Genomic DNA, 15,843 nt, shown 5'->3' on the forward strand with positions numbered 1-15,843 from the left:
GTGGAGCCCTCTGAGGGATGGAAACCCTGCGAACTTGGGTAAAAACGCTGTTGCGGCGCCACAGTTCATGATTCCCTCTCCATCACCGACGCAGCCTCTCGGACGTTCTGCGGACACCTTCCCAAAACCGGCCGACCGGTTTGCCCCGGGCCGATCCCCCGGTGCGACCGGGGCACAGCGGACCCCTCTCCCTCTCCTTGTGTGCTTGCGGAGCCGATCCATGCTCACGACCCTGAAGACCTCCTACACCGACACGCGCGCGGCCGATCTCGCCTGGGCCCTGGGACGCGAGCCGCTTCCCGCACTGGCCACGCTCGACCTCGAACTGACAGGCGCCAGACTTCAGTTGCGACTCCTCGGCGCGTCCCACCAGGTCCTGCTGGAGGAGGAGCGGGGCACCTGCTCGGAGACCGTGGCGTGCATTCCGGGCGGCAGCACCCCGCTCCCGCTCGGCGTCGCCAAGCGGGTGGGCGACTGGGAGTACGAGTTCGCGGCCCGGGTCGAGGTCCTCTCGCCCGGCTCCTTCGCGGGCCGCGCCCAGGAGTTGCTGGCCCTCGTCTCCGACCACCCGCACGGCCTGGCCGGCGTCTTCCCCGGCAGCCCGCACGCCTTCACGGCACTGCTGGCCCAGCACCACGAGGGCCAGGTGCACTGGCGGACCTGGCACGCGTACCCGCAGGACGGGCAGTTGGTGGCGACCCGCACGAAGGTGGGCGTGCGGACGTCGGCGGCGGCCACCGTGAACTGAATCCCCCCGCACGGCCCGCACGCGCCGAACCCGATCTCGTACCGTTATCCGGCCTCTGTAAACCAGCACCACACGTGTGGGTGACGAACCGCAGTGGAGACGTGACGTAACGTCGCAGCGTGATCGAGCCGCACGCGCCCGCCCCGCCCGGTTCCCCGCCGCCCTGGAGCGCCCCGGGCGGCCCCCGCGGCCCGGCGCAGCTGCCCGTCCGGCCCGGCACCGGACGGTTCCTGGTCTTCGCGGGCGTGTTCGTCTGCGCGGCCTGCGGACTGGTGTACGAACTGGAACTCGTCGCCCTCGCCTCGTACTTGATGGGCGACTCCGTCACCCAGGCGTCCGTCGTGCTGTCCGTCATGGTCTTCGCGATGGGCATCGGCTCCCTCGCCGCGAAGCGCCTGCGCGGGCTCGCCGCGGCCGGTTTCGGCGCGGTCGAGGCGACCCTCGCCCTGGTCGGCGGGTGCAGCGCGATGGCCCTGTACGCGGTCTTCGCCTGGACCGGCGACTGGGGCGGGATGTGGGCCAGCGGGCCGCGCTGCCTCCTGGTCGCCTTCTCCCTCGCGACCGGGCTGCTCATCGGCGCCGAGGTCCCGCTGCTGATGGAGCTGATCCAGCGCATCCGCCGCCAGGACGCGGGCGGCGCGGTGGCCGACCTGTTCGCCGCGGACTACGTCGGTGCGCTCGTCGGCGGGCTCGCCTTCCCCTTCCTGCTGCTGCCGTTCCTCGGGCAGCTGACCGGCGCGCTGCTCACCGGCGCCGTCAACGCGGTCATCGGGGGCGCGCTGGTCCTCGGCCTGTTCCGCCGGGACCTGACCCGGCGCGCCCGCTGGCTGCTGCTGGCCGCCAACGTGCTGGTGCTGGCGGTCCTCGCCTCGGCCGCCGTCCTCGTCGACGACTTCGAACGGGCCGCGCGGCAGGCGGTGTACGGCCGGGACGTACGCGTGGTGCTCCACACCGGCGTGCAAGAGGTGGTGCTCACCGGTGGTACCGACGGCCGGCCCCCCGACCTGTTCCTCGACGGCCGGCTGCGGGTCAGCGGGCGCGACGAACTGCGCTACCACGAGGCCCTCGTCCACCCGGCCATGACCGGACCGCACGCGCGCGTGCTGATCCTCGGCGGCGGTGACGGACTGGCGGCCCGCGAGGTGCTGCGGCATCGCGGGGTGGAACGGGTCGACGTCGTCGAACTCGACGGGGAGGTGCTGCGGCTGGCCCGCACCGACCCGGCCCTGTCGGCCCTGAACCGGCACGCCTTCGGCGACCCGCGCGTGCGCGTGACGGAGCAGGACGCCTTCGGCTGGCTGCGCGGAGCGCCCCCGGGGGCGTACGACGTGGTCCTGTCGGATCTGCCGGACCCGGGCATCACGGCGAGTACCAAGCTGTACTCGCAGGAGTTCTACGGCCTCGCGCGGCGGGTGCTCGCCCCCGGCGGCCGGCTCGCGGTGCACGCCGGGCCCGTCGCGGCCGGCCCGCGGGTGTTCTGGACGGTGGAGGCGACCCTGCGCGCGGCCGGTTTCCGCACCGCCCCGTACGGCACGGGCGGTCGCCACGCCGGTTTCGCCGCCGGCCCCGACCGCCCGCCCGCCGACCGCTCCCGGGCGCCCCGGGACTGGGGTTTCGTCCTGGCCGCCCGCACGGAGCCGCGACCGCGCCTCGACCCGGACGGCCCGCGCCCGATCGTCCTCGACGACGCGTCCCTCGCGGCGGGGGAGCGGGCGGCGCGGGCGACCCGGATCGGGGGGCTGCCCGCGTCGACACTGGTGCATCCGCGCTACTGAACGGGCCCGGACGGCCTGGCGGGGGCGGGTGAGGATACGCCTGGCGGGGGCGGATCGGGGGTGAATCCCGAAGCCGGGGGTGCGTTTCGGCCCGTGCTGGGTAGAGTCCGTCCACATGGAGCACGAGGTGTTCGTTCCGGTTCCGGCCGAGCGGCTCAGGGAGGTGCTGGACGACCCCGCGCTGGTCGCCCGGGCGGTTCCGGGGCTCCAGCAGGACGCCGGCGCCGAGCCCGTCGCGGGGCGGCTGAAGATCAGGGTAGGCAGCCACTCGGTCACGTACCGGGGGGCCGTACGGGTGTCCCGGGGGGACGGCGGGGAGTACGCCGTCGAGGGCGACGCCACGGAGACCCGTGGCACCGGCTCGGTGAAACTCGCGCTGCGGATCGCCCTGCGGGACGCGGAGGACGGCACGACGATCGTCTTCGACGGTACGGCCGCCGCGGACGGACGGATCAAGGACCTCCCCTCCGACGCGGTCGAGGGCGCCGTCACCCGCCTGCTGAACCGTTTCGCGGAACACCTGGCCGCGGCATCCCCGGACACGACCACGCCCCTCGCCACCCAGGACTTCGAACCCCGCGCCACGACCGACTACGAAACGACCCCGGACGCGGACGACGCGCCCCCACCCCCTCCGGCGGAGGCCGAGGGCGGTGACGAGCCCTCGGCTCCGGGTGATGCCGACGAACCCCCCGCCCCGGCCCCCGAGCCCCCCACCGCCTTCGGCGCCGATATTCCGCCGTCTTCTCTCGGGCCCTCCGGTGAGGACGACGAGGACGACGAGGACATCGCCGAGGCGGCGCATGCGCGGCGGACGATGATCGGGCGGAGCGCCGAGGAGGTCGATCACGCGCCGCCGCGCGGGCGGTACGCGCCGGTGCCCGCGCCGCAGACCGTGATGCCCTCCGCCCCGCTGCGCTGGGCGGCCCCCGCCGCGGCGCTCGCGCTGGCGTCGGCCGTCGTGGCGGTCCGGGCCCTGCGCCGACGCCGCTGAAAACGCCCCGCACCGCACGAGGCCCTCTTGATCACCCCAGTAGGGTCGTCCCGTGAGTGACGAAGACATCACGCTGACCGCGGGCGACGCGGAGGTGACCGTGCAGCCGGGCAACGGCGGCCGGGTCGGAGGGCTGCGGATCGGCGGCGTGGAGCTGCTCCGGCAGGGGCAGCGGTTCGGCTGCTTCCCGATGGTGCCCTGGTGCGGACGGATCCGGGACGGGCGCTTCCTGGACGGCGCCGCCGTACGGCAGATGCCCCTCAACGCCCCGCCGCACGCCATCCACGGCACCGCCCGCGACGGCGCCTGGCGCACCGCCCGCACGAGCACGGCCGAGGCCGTCCTCACCTACGAGCTCGTCGACCCCTGGCCGCACCCGGGCCGCATCACCCAGGTCGTCGCCCTCACCGAGGACGCGCTGACGCTGACCATGTCCGTGGAGACGTACGAGTCGTCGTTCCCGGCGCAGATCGGCTGGCACCCGTGGTTCAACCGGAACCTCGGCGGCGAGGACGTGACCCTCGACTTCGACCCGGCGTGGCAGGAGGAGCGCGGCGACGACCACCTGCCCGCCGGCAATCGCGTCGAGCCGAAGCCCGGCCCCTGGGACGACTGCTTCGGGATGCCCGGCGGCGTCGACGTGACCCTCACCTGGCCCGGGCAGCTGGAGCTGAAGGTGACCAGCCGGGAGGAGTGGGTCGTCGTCTACGACGAGCAGGAGGCCGCCGTGTGCGTGGAGCCGCAGACCGGCCCGCCCAACGGGCTCAACACCGCGCCGCGCCTGGTCACGCCCCTGGAGCCGCTGGAGGCCACCACGACCTGGAGCTGGCGCCGCCTCTAAGCTGGGCGCCATGACGGACACACGCGGCGCGCTGCTGCAGCAGATCAAGGACAAGGCCGTGGTGCACGGCAAGGTGACCCTGTCGTCGGGTCTGGAGGCCGACTACTACGTCGATCTCCGGCGCATCACCCTCGACGGCGAGGCCGCGCCGCTGGTCGGGCAGGTGCTGCTCGACCTGACCGCCGAGCTGGAGTTCGACGCGGTGGGCGGGCTCACCATGGGCGCCGACCCGGTGGCCGCCGCGATGCTGCACGCCGCCGCCGCGCGCGGCAAGCGCCTGGACGCCTTCGTCGTACGGAAGGCCGCCAAGGCGCACGGCCTGCAGCGGCGCGTCGAGGGCCCGGACATCGCGGGCCGCCGGGTGCTGGTCGTCGAGGACACCTCCACCACCGGCGGCTCCCCGCTCACCGCCGTCGAGGCCGTGCGCGAGGCCGGGGCCGAGGTCGTCGCCGTCGCGACCATCGTCGACCGGGCGACCGGCGCCGCGGAGAAGATCCAGGAGGGCGCCGGGGTGCCGTACCTCTTCGCCTTCTCGAAGGACGAGCTGGGCCTGGACTGACCAGGGCGTGGACGGTGGCCTGGACCTTCCGGCCAAGTCTGGAAAGATGGGGCCGACGATGACGTCGCACCCCAAGGTCTAGGTCAGGGCCGACAACGCAGTACGCCAACCCGCAGATACAAGGAGCGGACGCATGCCCATCGCAACTCCCGAGGTCTACAACGAGATGCTGGACCGGGCGAAGGCAGGAAAGTTCGCCTACCCGGCCATCAACGTGACCTCCACCCAGACCCTGCACGCGGCACTGCGCGGTTTCGCCGAGGCGGAGAGCGACGGCATCGTCCAGATCTCCACGGGTGGGGCCGAGTTCCTGGGCGGCCAGTACAGCAAGGACATGGTGACCGGCGCGGTCGCCCTGGCCGAGTTCGCGCACATCGTCGCCGAGAAGTACCCGGTGAACATCGCGCTGCACACGGACCACTGCCCGAAGGACAAGCTCGACGGGTACGTACGTCCGCTGCTGGCGCTGTCCAAGAAGCGCGTCGAGGCCGGTCTGAACCCGTTGTTCCAGTCGCACATGTGGGACGGCTCCGCCGAGACCCTCGCCGACAACCTCTCCATCGCGCAGGAGCTGCTGGAGCAGGCCCGCGCCGCGAAGATCATCCTCGAGGTGGAGATCACCCCGACCGGTGGCGAGGAGGACGGCGTCTCCCACGAGATCAACGACTCCCTCTACACCACGGTCGACGACGCGATCCGCACCGCCGAGGCCCTGGGCCTGGGCGAGAAGGGCCGCTACCTGCTCGCCGCGTCCTTCGGCAACGTGCACGGCGTGTACAAGCCGGGCAACGTCGTCCTGCGCCCCGACCTGCTGAAGGAGCTGAACGAGGGCGTCGCCGCGAAGTTCGGCAAGGCCTCCCCGTTCGACTTCGTCTTCCACGGCGGGTCCGGCTCCTCGGAGGAGGAGATCCGCACCGCGCTGGAGAACGGCGTGGTCAAGATGAACATCGACACGGACACGCAGTACGCCTTCACGCGTCCGGTCGCGGACCACATGTTCCGCAACTACGACGGTGTCCTGAAGGTCGACGGCGAGGTCGGCTCCAAGAAGACCTACGACCCGCGCACCTGGGGCAAGCTGGCCGAGGCGTCCATGTCCCAGCGTGTCGTCGAGGCCTGCGGCCACCTCCGCTCGACCGGCACCAAGATCAAGTAAGTCCGGTTCGTTCCACGCGTTGGAGCCCGGCGCCTCTCCTGGTGCCGGGCTCTTCCGTATGCTCCCTGCATGCCCGATGTGCGGCTCGCCTCGCCCCAGGGCCGGTGGATCCTGCTCACCACCGTCCTCGGCTCCAGCATGGCTCTGCTGGACTCCACCGTGGTCAATATCGCGCTGCCCCGCATCGGCCGTGACCTCGACGCGGACCTGGCGGCCCTGCAGTGGACCGTCAACGCGTACATGGTCACGCTGGCCGGGCTGATCCTGCTGGGCGGGGCGCTGGGCGACCGGTTCGGGCGCCGGAAGGTGTTCGTCGTCGGTGTGGTGTGGTTCGCGGTGGCGTCCCTGCTGTGCGGGATCGCGCCGAACGCCGGGGTGCTGATCGCCGCGCGTGCCCTGCAAGGGGTGGGCGGCGCCCTGCTCACGCCGGGGTCGCTGGCGTTGATCCAGGCGTCCTTCCACCCCGACGACCGGGGCCGCGCGGTGGGCCTGTGGTCCGGCTTCGGCGGGATCGGGGCGGCGGTCGGGCCCTTCGTCGGCGGCTGGCTGGTGGACGGGCCGGGCTGGCGGTGGGTGTTCCTGCTGAACGTGCCGCTGGCCCTGCTGTGCGCGCCCGTGGCGCTGCGGCACGTGCCCGAGTCGGGGGACCAGCGGGTGCACGGGCGGTTCGACGTGCTCGGGGCCGTGCTGGGGGCGCTGGCGCTCGCGCTGGTGACGTACGCGCTGATCGAGGCCGGTGGGGGCGGTGCGGTGGTGGCGGTCTCGGCGGTGGCCGGGCTGGCCGCGGCCGTCGCGTTCGTGGTCGTCGAGCGGCGCCGGCCCGATCCGATGATGCCGACCGACATCTTCGCGTCCCGCCAGTTCACGGCCGTCAACCTCGTCACGCTGTGCGTGTACGCGGCCCTCGGCGGGTTCTTCTTCCTCGCCGCCCTCCAGCTCCAGGTGGTGGTGGGCTACTCGGCCCTCGCGGCCGGTACGGCGTTGCTGCCGACGACCGTGCTGATGCTGCTGCTGTCCGCTCGGTCCGGGGAACTGGCCGACCGGATCGGACCGCGGATCCCGCTGACGGTGGGGCCGCTGCTGTGCGCGGCCGGGATGCTCCTGATGCTGCGGGTCGGGCCGGGGGCGTCGTACGTGGCCGATGTGCTGCCGGCGCTGATGGTGCTCGGGCTGGGCATGGTCACGCTGGTGGCGCCGCTGACGGCGACCGTGCTGGGGTCGGTGGACGTGGCCCGGGCGGGGCTGGCCAGCGGGATCAACAACGCGGCGGCCCGGGCGGCGGGGCTGGTGGCGGTGGCGGCGCTGCCGTTGCTGGCGGGGATGGGGGAGGAGGCGTACCGGGAGCCGGGGGCGTTCGACGTCGCCTTCGGGAAGGCGATGGCGTGGTGTGCGGGGGCCCTGGTGGTGGGGGCCGTCATCGCGGCCGCAGTGGTACGGAGGCCGCCGCCGGGCTGCAAGCGGCCGGAGTGTCTGAGGCACGGGGGTGTGACGGCACCGCCGCTGGAGGGGGAGCCGGTGCGGAAGCGGTTGTCGTAGCAGGGGGAGTTTGTGCTCGCGCCGGGGTGTTGCGCAGCCCGGCGTTGCGGGGTGCCGCTGCGCCCACCCGTGCCGCCCCAAGCGGCACGACTGCCCGCAGCTTGGTCGCGACTGCCCGCAGCTCACGTGCGGCAGACTTGACCCCATGTCCATTCACGAGAACCTCCTCGGGGGCCCGCCCCCGACCCATCTCCCCGACGACCCCGGGCCACGGGAAATGCTCGCGTCGGGTACCGCGCCGGTCGACGTCGCCGCCGCGCACCCCACCTCCTCGCTCGCCTGGGCGCAGCTCGCCGACGAAGCGTTCGAGCGGGGCGCGACCGTCGAGTCGTACGCGTACGCCCGTACGGGCTACCACCGCGGCCTGGACGCGCTGCGCCGCAACGGCTGGAAGGGCCACGGCCCGGTCCCCTGGGAGCACGAGCCGAACCGCGGCTTCCTGCGTGCCCTGCACGCCCTCGCCCGTGCCGCACAGGCGATCGGCGAGCAGGAGGAGTACGAGCGCTGCTCCCAGTTCCTGAAGGACTCCTCGCCGGAGGCGGCGCAGGTCCTGGGCTGACGACACCCCCTGGGCCCGTCCGCCGAGCGGGCGGGCCTTGCGGTCTTGGGGCACGATTGCGGAGTATGCCCGTGGGGACCGGGGCCCCCGTGCCGGCATCGGCAGGGGCGGACCGCTACCCGGAGTTACAAAGCAGGAGACAGCGATGTCCCACGAGGCTCACGAGCCCGAGACCCCGCATCTCGATTTCCACGGCACGACGCCGTACGAGGACTACGTCAAGGCCGACGTGCTCACCCACCTCCAGCACACCCTCTCCGACGACCCCGGAGAGATGGTCTTCCTGGTCACGACCCAGGTGATGGAGCTGTGGTTCACCGTCATCGTCCACGAGTGGGAGACGGCGGCACACGCGCTGCGCCGCGACGACGTCCCCACCGCGACCGCCGCGCTGAAGAGGTCCGTGCGCGAGCTGGAGGCGCTCAACGCCTCCTGGAAGCCGCTCGGCCAGCTCACGCCCGCCCAGTTCAACTCGTACCGGTCCGCCCTCGGCGAGGGCTCCGGATTCCAGTCGGCGATGTACCGGCGGATGGAGTTCCTGCTCGGCGACAAGTCCGCGTCCATGCTGGTCCCGCACCGGGGCGCGCCCCGCGTACACGCCGAGCTGGAGAAGGCGCTGCACGAGCCGAGCCTGTACGACGAGGTCGTGCGGCTGCTCGCGCGGCGCGGGTACGACATCCCCCAGGCCGTGCTGGGGCGTGACGTGTCGCTGCGCTACGAGCCGTCCCCCGAGGTGGAGGCGGCCTGGACGGCCGTCTACTCGGGTGACGAGAGCGGCGAACTCGCCCGGCTCGGCGAGGCGTTGACGGATGTCGCCGAGCTGGTGTGGCGCTGGCGCAACGACCACCTCGTCGCCACCCGCCGCGCGATGGGCGCCAAGACCGGCACGGGCGGCTCCGCCGGAGTGGCCTGGCTGGAGAAGCGGGCGCAGAAGCACGTGTTCCCCGAGCTGTGGACGGCGCGCTCCTATGTCTGAACTGGTGATGCGCGCGGAGAAGCTGGACGCCGCCGACGAGCTGCGCGGCAAGCGGGACGGGTTCGTTCTCGACGATGTTGTCTACCTCGACGGCAACTCGCTCGGCGCGCTGCCGGCCGTCGTCCCCGGGCGGGTCGAGGACGTCGTACGCCGCCAGTGGGGCGAGCTGCGCATCCGGTCCTGGGAGGAGAGCGGCTGGTGGACCGCGCCCGAGCGGATCGGTGACCGGATCGCCCCGCTGGTCGGGGCGGCGCCGGGACAGATCGTGGTGGGCGACTCGACCAGTGTCAATGTCTTCAAGGCCCTTGTGGGGGCCGTGCGGATGGCCGGGGAGGGCCGCGACGAGATCCTCGTCGACGCCACGACCTTCCCGACCGACGGGTACATCGCCGAGTCCGCCGCCCGGATGACCGGCCGCACGCTGCGGCCGGTGGCACCGGCGGACGTGCCGGGCGCGCTGGGCGGCCGGACCGCCGCCGTCCTGCTCAACCACGTCGACTACCGCACCGGCCGGCTGCACGACCTGCCGGCGCTGACGGCCGCCGTGCACGAGGCGGGCGCGTACGCCGTCTGGGACCTGTGCCACAGCGCGGGCGCGCTGCCCGTGGGGCTGGACGAGCACGGCGTGGACCTCGCGGTCGGCTGCACCTACAAGTACCTGAACGGCGGGCCGGGTTCACCGGCGTACCTGTACGTGCGCCGGGAGCTCCAGGACCGCTTCGACTCCCCACTGCCCGGCTGGAACTCCCACGCCGAGCCGTTCGGGATGCGCGGCGGGTACGAGCCGGCCCCCGGCGCCCTGCGCGGCCGGGTCGGCACGCCGGACATCCTCTCCATGCTCGCCCTGGAGGCGGCCCTGGAGGTGTGGGACGGGGTGCCGGTCGAGGCGGTGCGGGCCAAGTCGCTCGCGCTGACGGACTTCTTCCTGGAGTGCGTGGCCGCGTACGTGCCCGAGGGCAGGGTCGAGTGCCTGACGCCGGTGCCGCACGCGGAGCGGGGCAGCCAGATCGCGCTGCGCTGCGACGACGCCGGTGACGTGATGAAACGGCTCGTCGAGCGGGGGGTGGTCGGCGACTTCCGGGCGCCGGACGTGCTGCGCTTCGGCTTCACACCGCTGTACGTGGGCTTCGCCGACGTGGAGCGGGCGGCGCGGGTGCTGGCGCAGACGCTGGGGTGAGCGCCGACGGGGCCGGATCCGCTGCCCGGACCCGGCCCCGTCGACGGCCCGTCGCGCCGGAACGGCAGAACCCCTTGAGCCTCACCCAGCGTGACATCCCCGTGTCCGCGCATGTCACGCGCCTGATACCGTCCCGGCCAACGGCCGGACCCCCGCCTGGTCCGCCATCTACGTTGGATCGCTGAGAGGTTGGAGCATGACGGACGACGTCGCAGCAGCACGGGCCGCCGCCGAGGAGAAGTCGGCGTTCTCCCACGCGCCCGTCGCCCCCGACGCCACCGCCGCCTACGGCGACCACCCCGACCAGGTGATCGACTTCTACGCCCCGCGCTCGGAGGCCGGCCCGGGCGGGCCCGCCCCGGTCGTCCTCGTGCTGCACGGCGGCGCCTGGCGGGCGCCGTACGACCGGCGTCACATCAGCCCGTTCGCGGACTTCCTCGCCCGGCGCGGGTTCGCCGTGGCCAGTGCCGAGTACCGGCGCGGTGGTGACGGCGACTCCGTCGCGGGGCGCTGGCCCGACACCCTCGACGACGTCGCGGCGGCGCTGGACGCCCTTCCGGCGCTCGTGAAGGAGCTGCTGCCGCAGGCCGACCCGCGCCGTACGGTCCTCACCGGTCACTCGGCGGGCGGGCACCTCGCCCTGTGGGCCGCGTCCCGGCACGTCCTGCCGGCCGGCTCGCCCTGGCACAGCGACAGCCCGGCGGCCCTGCGCGGTGTGGTCGCGCTCGCCCCGATCGCGGACTTCGCGGTCGCCGACAAGCTCGACGCGTGCGGCGGTGCCGTACGGCAACTGCTGGGCGGGGACGAGCACTTCGCCGAGCGGCAGCCCTTCGCGGACCCGGCGCTGCTGCTGCCCACCGGCATCGCCACGACCCTCGTCCAGGGCCGCGCGGACCTCGACGTGCCGCAGGCGGTCGCCGAGTCGTACGCGGACGCGGCGGCGAAGGCCGGGGAGATGGTGGGAGTGACGCTGCTGGAGGACGTGGGGCACTTCCCGCTCATCGACCCGGCGGCGGACGCCTGCGCGGTGGTCGTGGAGGAGATCGCCCAACTGGCCTGGTGAATCGCCCGATCGGCCTGGTGAGCGGACTTCTTGGTCGGACCCTTGGGTCGTACCCGTAGTACCTGAGAGCCAGGCCGCAGGTGAGCTCCGCGGTGTGACGCGGACGACGGGCCCCCATCCGTAACTTCCCTTCCATGCAGACCCGATGGCCGGGTGCGCGGGAGGGGACGACCATGGGGTGGGCGGCGAAGTACCGCTTCGGTGAGGGCGTTCGGCGCCGCGGCCACCGATGGCGTCGTGCCGCGCTCGCCGCCCTCATCGCGGGTGCGGTGGTGTTCCCTCTCTCCGCGGCGGGACGCCCGGAGATCCCTGCGCCCGTCCCCGCGTCCCTCGCACCTCTCAGCGCGTCGACGCTCGACGAGGCGTACGCGGCCAACCGCGCCAACGCCGCCGAAGCGGCCCGGCTGGCCGCCGCCCACCACGACCGGGACCGGGCCGCGACGGACCGTCAGCTGGCCGCCCCGGCCCGGCATCTCCTCCGTTTCGACGGCCGCGGCTCCGGCCGGGTGACGGAGGTCCTGGGCGACCTCGCCCGCGCCGACCGCATCGCCGTCCTGGTCCCCGGCTCCGACACGAGCCTGGACACCTACGGCCGGTTCCACGCGGCAGCCGCCGCCCTGTACGGACAGCTCGCGCGGCAGGCCCCCGCGGGCACGCGCACGGCGGTCGTGGCCTGGCTGGGCTACGAGACGCCGGGCACGGTCAGCGCGACGGTCACGACGACCGGCAGGGCGGAGCAGGCGGCTCCGCGGCTGCGCGCGCTCGTCGCCGACCTGCGCGCCATAGCGGGCGGCGGACCGCGCGTCTCGCTGCTGTGCCACTCCTACGGTTCGGTCGTCTGCGGCCGGGCCGCCGCCGGGCTCGCCGTCGACGACATCGCGCTCGTCGGCAGTCCCGGCACCGGCGCGGACTCCGCGGCCGCCCTGCACACCCGCGCCCGCGTCTGGGCGGCCCGCGGCGGCGACGACTGGGTGGAGAACGTCCCGCACGTCAGCGCGGACCTGTTCGGCACCACCGTCGGCTTCGGCACCGACCCCGTCTCCCCGGCCTTCGGCGCCCGGGTCTTCACGGCGGGCGACGGCGGCCACAGCGACTACTTCAGCCCCGGCTCGACCTCCCTGACCAACCTGGCCCGGATCGTCCTGGGCGAGACCAAGGCGGTGACCCATGACTGACGTCGGAGTCCGCGAAGTGCACGGAGTACGAGGTGTCCGGCACGCGGTGCGCCGCGGCGCCGACCGCGTCGGTGCCGCCACCCCCGCCGACCGCGACCGGGCCGTGGACGCCCTGCGTGCCGCCGCGGTCCTCGGTGTCGTCCTCGGGCACTGGCTGGTCACGGCCCTGGTCGCCGGCAGCGGCACCCTGCGCACGGCGAGCCCTCTCCAGCACATGCCCTGGCTGACACCCGTCTCCTGGCTGTTCCAGACGCTCGCCGTGTTCTTCCTGGTCGGCGGGCATGTCGCCACGCGCAGCCTGGCCTCGGCCCGGGCCCGCGGCATCCCGTACCACCGCTGGCTGACGGCCCGGCTGACCCGGCTGTTCGCACCCGTCGCGGCCGTCCTCGGCCTGTGGACGGTCGCCGCGCTCGCCCTGCTGCTGTCGGGCGCCGAGTTCGGGACGGTCCGGACGCTGGTGAAACTGGCCCTGTCCCCGCTGTGGTTCCTGGTGGTGTTCGCGGCCCTGACGGCAGCGACCCCGCTGCTGACCCGGCTCAACCCGCTGTGGCCGCTGGCCGTCGTACTCCACGTGGACCTGCTGCGCTTCGGCCTCGGCGGCCCCTCCTGGCTGGGCTGGGTGAACGTGGCCGCGGGCTGGCTGGTGCCCTTCACGCTGGGCGCGGCCTGGACCCGGGGCGAGCTGGAGCGCCGCCGCGCGGGCTGGATCCTGCTCGCCGGCGGTGCCGTGGTGACCGCGGGGCTCGTCGCGTGGGCGGGCTATCCGGCGTCGATGGTCGGCGTCCCGGGTGGGGGCATGTCCAACCTGGACCCGCCGACGCTGGCCGTCGTCACCTTCGGGCTGGCCCAGTGCGGTCTCGCGCTGCTGCTGCGCGAGCGGCTGCGGCGGGCGACGCGCCGGCCCGTGGCGTGGGCGGCGGTGGCCCTCGTCAACCTCTTCGCGATGACCGTCTTCCTGTGGCACCAGACGGCCCTGATGGCCACGACGGCCACCGGCCTCCTCGCGGGCCGGCTCCCCGGCCTGCACACGCCGCCGGACAGCCTCGCCTGGGTCGGGGCCCGACTGCTCTGGCTGCCGGTGTTCGCGCTGGCCCTCGCGGTCTGCTGGGCCGCCTTCCGGTCCTTCCAGCGGGGCGCCGGCCGGGACGGGCGGTCGCGGGTGGTGCGGGCGCACCGTCCGTCCGACCGGGGGACAGCGGCGGCGGCCCGTGATGTCTAGGCTGGGCCGGATGAGGGACACGGGGGTGGGCCGCGCGCTGCGAGCGCGCGTCACGGGCTGGCTGCGCGTGCTGCGCGAGGACCTGTGGACCCTCCGGGCGGATCCGCTGCCGCCCTCCACCTGGCTGCGCTGGCTGCCCCACGGACTGGTGTGCCTGGCGGCGTTCGGTGTCACGGTCGGCGGCACCGGCGACATGAACGACAACGGCCATCTCGGCTCCGGCCTGGCCTTCCTGGTCGCGGCCGGGCAGGGCGGCGCCATGGTCCTGGGACTGTGGCGGCCGGTGCCGGCGTGGTGGCTGTCCATGGGCGGCTTCGTCGTCGGAGCCGTGGCGGTGCGCGGCCGGCTCGGTTTCGACCCGGAGACCTACACCTGGCCCTGGACCGCGGCCGGCATCATCGCCGAGATGTTCGTGCTGCTGCTGCTCGCCCTGCGGGTGCCCACCCGCGCGGCGACAGCGGCCCTGGCCGTGACCGCGCTGCTCACCTACGGGCTGGAGAGCCTGCGGGACGCGGAGCGCTACGACACCACCGGCGTGCTCTCACTCTCCCTGTTCGCCGTCGTCGTGGTCGTCGGCACCGCCCTGCGCGGTCGCCGCGAGGCCCGCGCGCAGCTCGTCGAGCAGACCACGCTCACCGCCGAGGAGCGCACCCGGCGCACCCTGCTGGAGGAGCGCAGCCGCATCGCGCGGGAGCTGCACGACGTGGTGGCCCACCACATGTCGGTCATCTCCATCCAGGCGCAGGTCGCCCCGCACCTCGTGGAGAACCCGCCCGACGAACTCAAGGAGAACCTCGCCGGCATCCGGCAGAACGCGCTGGAGGCGCTGACCGAGCTGCGCCGGGTGCTGGGCGTGCTGCGCTCGGAGCACCCTGGGCCGGGCGAGCCCGCAGGCCCGGACGGCGACACCGCCGGGCACGCCCCGCAGCCCACCCTCGACCGGCTCGACGCGCTGGTGGAGAACACCCGGGCCGCCGGCCGCGAGGTCATCACCGAGATCAACGGCGAGCGGCGCCCGCTGCCGCCCGGCGTGGAGCTGTCGGCGTACCGGATCGTGCAGGAGGCGCTGAGCAACGTCCTGCGGCACGCGCCCGGCGCGAGAGCCACGGTCCGTCTCACGTATCAGCCGGACGGCCTGGAGGTGGAGGTCGTCAACGGCCGGCCGACCGGGCCCGCACCCCCGTCGAGGGGAGCGGGGCACGGACTGCTCGGCATGCGGGAGCGGGTCGCGATGCTCGGCGGCACCATGACGGCGCACCCGTGGCACTGGGACGGTTTCAAGGTCACCGCGTTCCTCCCGGACACGCCGCCCGCCGACGCCCCGGGCACCACCCGTTCCACCGACACCACCACCGATCCCCGGGGAGGGACCCCATGACGAGCAGCGCCGGCCGACCCATCCGGGTTCTCATCGTCGACGACCAGGCGATGGTCCGGCAGGGCTTCACCGTGCTGCTCGGCACCCAGCCCGGCATAGAGGTCGTCGGCGAGGCGAAGAACGGCGAGGACGGCGTCGCGATGGCCGCCGGGACCGCCCCGGACGTCGTCCTGATGGACATCCGCATGCCCGGGATCGGCGGCATCGAGGCCACCGCGCGCATCACGACCGCGAACCCGGACATCAGGGTGCTGGTGCTCACCACCTTCGACCTCGACGAGTACGTGTACGACGCGCTGCGCGCCGGAGCCTCCGGGTTCCTGCTGAAGGACGCCTCGTCGGAGCAGCTCGCCGAGGCGGTCCGGGTGATCGCGGCCGGTGACGCGCTGCTCGCCCCGGTGATCACCCGCAAGCTGATCGCCGAGTTCTCCCGGCTGGACGACCGGCCCCGCGCCCCGCTCAAGGAGCGGATCGGTGACCTGACCGAGCGGGAGACGGAGGTGCTCACCCTGATCGCGCAGGGCCTGTCGAACGCGGAGATCTCCAAGCACCTGTTCGTCGCCGAGCAGACGGTGAAGACCCATGTGGGCCGGATCCTGGTGAAACTGGGCCTGAGGGACCGCACGCAGGCGGCGGTGTTCGCGTACGAGTCGGGGCTGGTCCGGCCGTCGGGGTACTGAGGCCGGG

At 73.7% G+C, this 15,843-nt stretch carries 15 protein-coding genes; all 15 read left to right on the forward strand.

Annotation, left to right across the window (positions count from 1 at the left end; translation table 11 throughout):
- The first annotated feature begins 220 nt into the window (after positions 1-220).
- The gene (locus tag QF034_RS21835; RefSeq protein WP_307176548.1) at positions 221-748 is read left to right on the forward strand and encodes a DUF2617 family protein; all 528 of its coding nucleotides are present in this window, start codon (positions 221-223) and stop codon (positions 746-748) included.
- Between the two features lie 119 nt (positions 749-867).
- Entirely contained in the window at positions 868-2,523 is a 1,656-nt protein-coding gene (locus QF034_RS21840) for a polyamine aminopropyltransferase (RefSeq protein WP_307176549.1), read from the forward strand.
- 115 nt (positions 2,524-2,638) lie between these two features.
- Entirely contained in the window at positions 2,639-3,517 is an 879-nt protein-coding gene (locus QF034_RS21845) for an SRPBCC domain-containing protein (protein ID WP_307176550.1), read from the forward strand.
- A gap of 52 nt (positions 3,518-3,569) precedes the next feature.
- Positions 3,570-4,358: an aldose epimerase family protein gene (locus QF034_RS21850; protein WP_307176551.1), complete on the forward strand. Its 789-nt coding sequence runs from the start codon at positions 3,570-3,572 to the stop codon at positions 4,356-4,358.
- A gap of 10 nt (positions 4,359-4,368) precedes the next feature.
- Positions 4,369-4,917, forward strand: a complete 549-nt coding sequence (gene pyrE / locus QF034_RS21855) for an orotate phosphoribosyltransferase (RefSeq protein WP_086565157.1) — start codon at positions 4,369-4,371, stop codon at positions 4,915-4,917.
- Between the two features lie 133 nt (positions 4,918-5,050).
- A complete protein-coding gene (gene fbaA, locus QF034_RS21860) occupies positions 5,051-6,073 on the forward strand; it encodes a class II fructose-bisphosphate aldolase (protein WP_307176552.1) in 1,023 nt (340 codons plus the stop codon).
- 69 nt (positions 6,074-6,142) lie between these two features.
- A complete protein-coding gene (locus QF034_RS21865) occupies positions 6,143-7,609 on the forward strand; it encodes an MFS transporter (RefSeq protein ID WP_307176553.1) in 1,467 nt (488 codons plus the stop codon).
- A 145-nt stretch (positions 7,610-7,754) separates the two neighbouring features.
- The gene (locus QF034_RS21870; protein ID WP_010032064.1) at positions 7,755-8,168 is read left to right on the forward strand and encodes a DUF3151 domain-containing protein; all 414 of its coding nucleotides are present in this window, start codon (positions 7,755-7,757) and stop codon (positions 8,166-8,168) included.
- A 145-nt stretch (positions 8,169-8,313) separates the two neighbouring features.
- A complete protein-coding gene (locus QF034_RS21875) occupies positions 8,314-9,144 on the forward strand; it encodes a tryptophan 2,3-dioxygenase family protein (RefSeq protein ID WP_086565028.1) in 831 nt (276 codons plus the stop codon).
- Positions 9,137-10,321, forward strand: a complete 1,185-nt coding sequence (gene kynU / locus QF034_RS21880) for a kynureninase (protein ID WP_307176554.1) — start codon at positions 9,137-9,139, stop codon at positions 10,319-10,321. Before QF034_RS21875 ends, kynU begins: the two co-directional genes overlap by 8 nt.
- Positions 10,322-10,517: 196 nt before the next feature.
- Positions 10,518-11,384 (forward strand): alpha/beta hydrolase, encoded by an 867-nt coding sequence (locus tag QF034_RS21885; protein WP_307176555.1) that lies wholly within the window; start codon positions 10,518-10,520, stop codon positions 11,382-11,384.
- Positions 11,385-11,557: 173 nt separating this feature from the next.
- Positions 11,558-12,559, forward strand: coding sequence for an alpha/beta hydrolase (locus QF034_RS21890; RefSeq protein ID WP_307179946.1), 1,002 nt, complete (start codon positions 11,558-11,560; stop codon positions 12,557-12,559).
- On the forward strand, positions 12,552-13,778 hold the full coding sequence (locus QF034_RS21895) for an acyltransferase family protein (RefSeq protein WP_307176556.1): 1,227 nt from the start codon (positions 12,552-12,554) through the stop codon (positions 13,776-13,778). The genes QF034_RS21890 and QF034_RS21895 overlap by 8 nt, the downstream gene beginning before the upstream one ends.
- Complete coding sequence (locus tag QF034_RS21900; protein ID WP_370880828.1) at positions 13,771-15,156, forward strand: sensor histidine kinase; 1,386 nt, start codon at positions 13,771-13,773, stop codon at positions 15,154-15,156. The genes QF034_RS21895 and QF034_RS21900 overlap by 8 nt, the downstream gene beginning before the upstream one ends.
- A complete protein-coding gene (locus tag QF034_RS21905) occupies positions 15,153-15,836 on the forward strand; it encodes a response regulator (protein ID WP_307176558.1) in 684 nt (227 codons plus the stop codon). Before QF034_RS21900 ends, QF034_RS21905 begins: the two co-directional genes overlap by 4 nt.
- Positions 15,837-15,843 lie beyond the last annotated feature (7 nt).

It is taken from the genome of Streptomyces africanus (assembly GCF_030816955.1).
Classification (GTDB): Bacteria; Actinomycetota; Actinomycetes; order Streptomycetales; family Streptomycetaceae; genus Streptomyces; species Streptomyces africanus.

What these genes read in the sequence shown, in the direction of transcription:
- QF034_RS21835 (WP_307176548.1), top strand. Translation starts at nt 221, where the DNA reads ATGCTCACGACCCTGAAGACCTCCTACACCGACACGCGCGCGGCCGAT.
- QF034_RS21890 (WP_307179946.1), top strand. Translation starts at nt 11,558, where the DNA reads ATGGGGTGGGCGGCGAAGTACCGCTTCGGTGAGGGCGTTCGGCGCCGC.
- pyrE (WP_086565157.1), top strand. Translation starts at nt 4,369, where the DNA reads ATGACGGACACACGCGGCGCGCTGCTGCAGCAGATCAAGGACAAGGCC.
- QF034_RS21875 (WP_086565028.1), top strand. Translation starts at nt 8,314, where the DNA reads ATGTCCCACGAGGCTCACGAGCCCGAGACCCCGCATCTCGATTTCCAC.
- QF034_RS21885 (WP_307176555.1), top strand. Translation starts at nt 10,518, where the DNA reads ATGACGGACGACGTCGCAGCAGCACGGGCCGCCGCCGAGGAGAAGTCG.
- QF034_RS21870 (WP_010032064.1), top strand. Translation starts at nt 7,755, where the DNA reads ATGTCCATTCACGAGAACCTCCTCGGGGGCCCGCCCCCGACCCATCTC.
- QF034_RS21865 (WP_307176553.1), top strand. Translation starts at nt 6,143, where the DNA reads ATGCCCGATGTGCGGCTCGCCTCGCCCCAGGGCCGGTGGATCCTGCTC.
- QF034_RS21905 (WP_307176558.1), top strand. Translation starts at nt 15,153, where the DNA reads ATGACGAGCAGCGCCGGCCGACCCATCCGGGTTCTCATCGTCGACGAC.
- fbaA (WP_307176552.1), top strand. Translation starts at nt 5,051, where the DNA reads ATGCCCATCGCAACTCCCGAGGTCTACAACGAGATGCTGGACCGGGCG.
- QF034_RS21895 (WP_307176556.1), top strand. Translation starts at nt 12,552, where the DNA reads ATGACTGACGTCGGAGTCCGCGAAGTGCACGGAGTACGAGGTGTCCGG.
- kynU (WP_307176554.1), top strand. Translation starts at nt 9,137, where the DNA reads ATGTCTGAACTGGTGATGCGCGCGGAGAAGCTGGACGCCGCCGACGAG.
- QF034_RS21900 (WP_370880828.1), top strand. Translation starts at nt 13,771, where the DNA reads ATGTCTAGGCTGGGCCGGATGAGGGACACGGGGGTGGGCCGCGCGCTG.
- QF034_RS21845 (WP_307176550.1), top strand. Translation starts at nt 2,639, where the DNA reads ATGGAGCACGAGGTGTTCGTTCCGGTTCCGGCCGAGCGGCTCAGGGAG.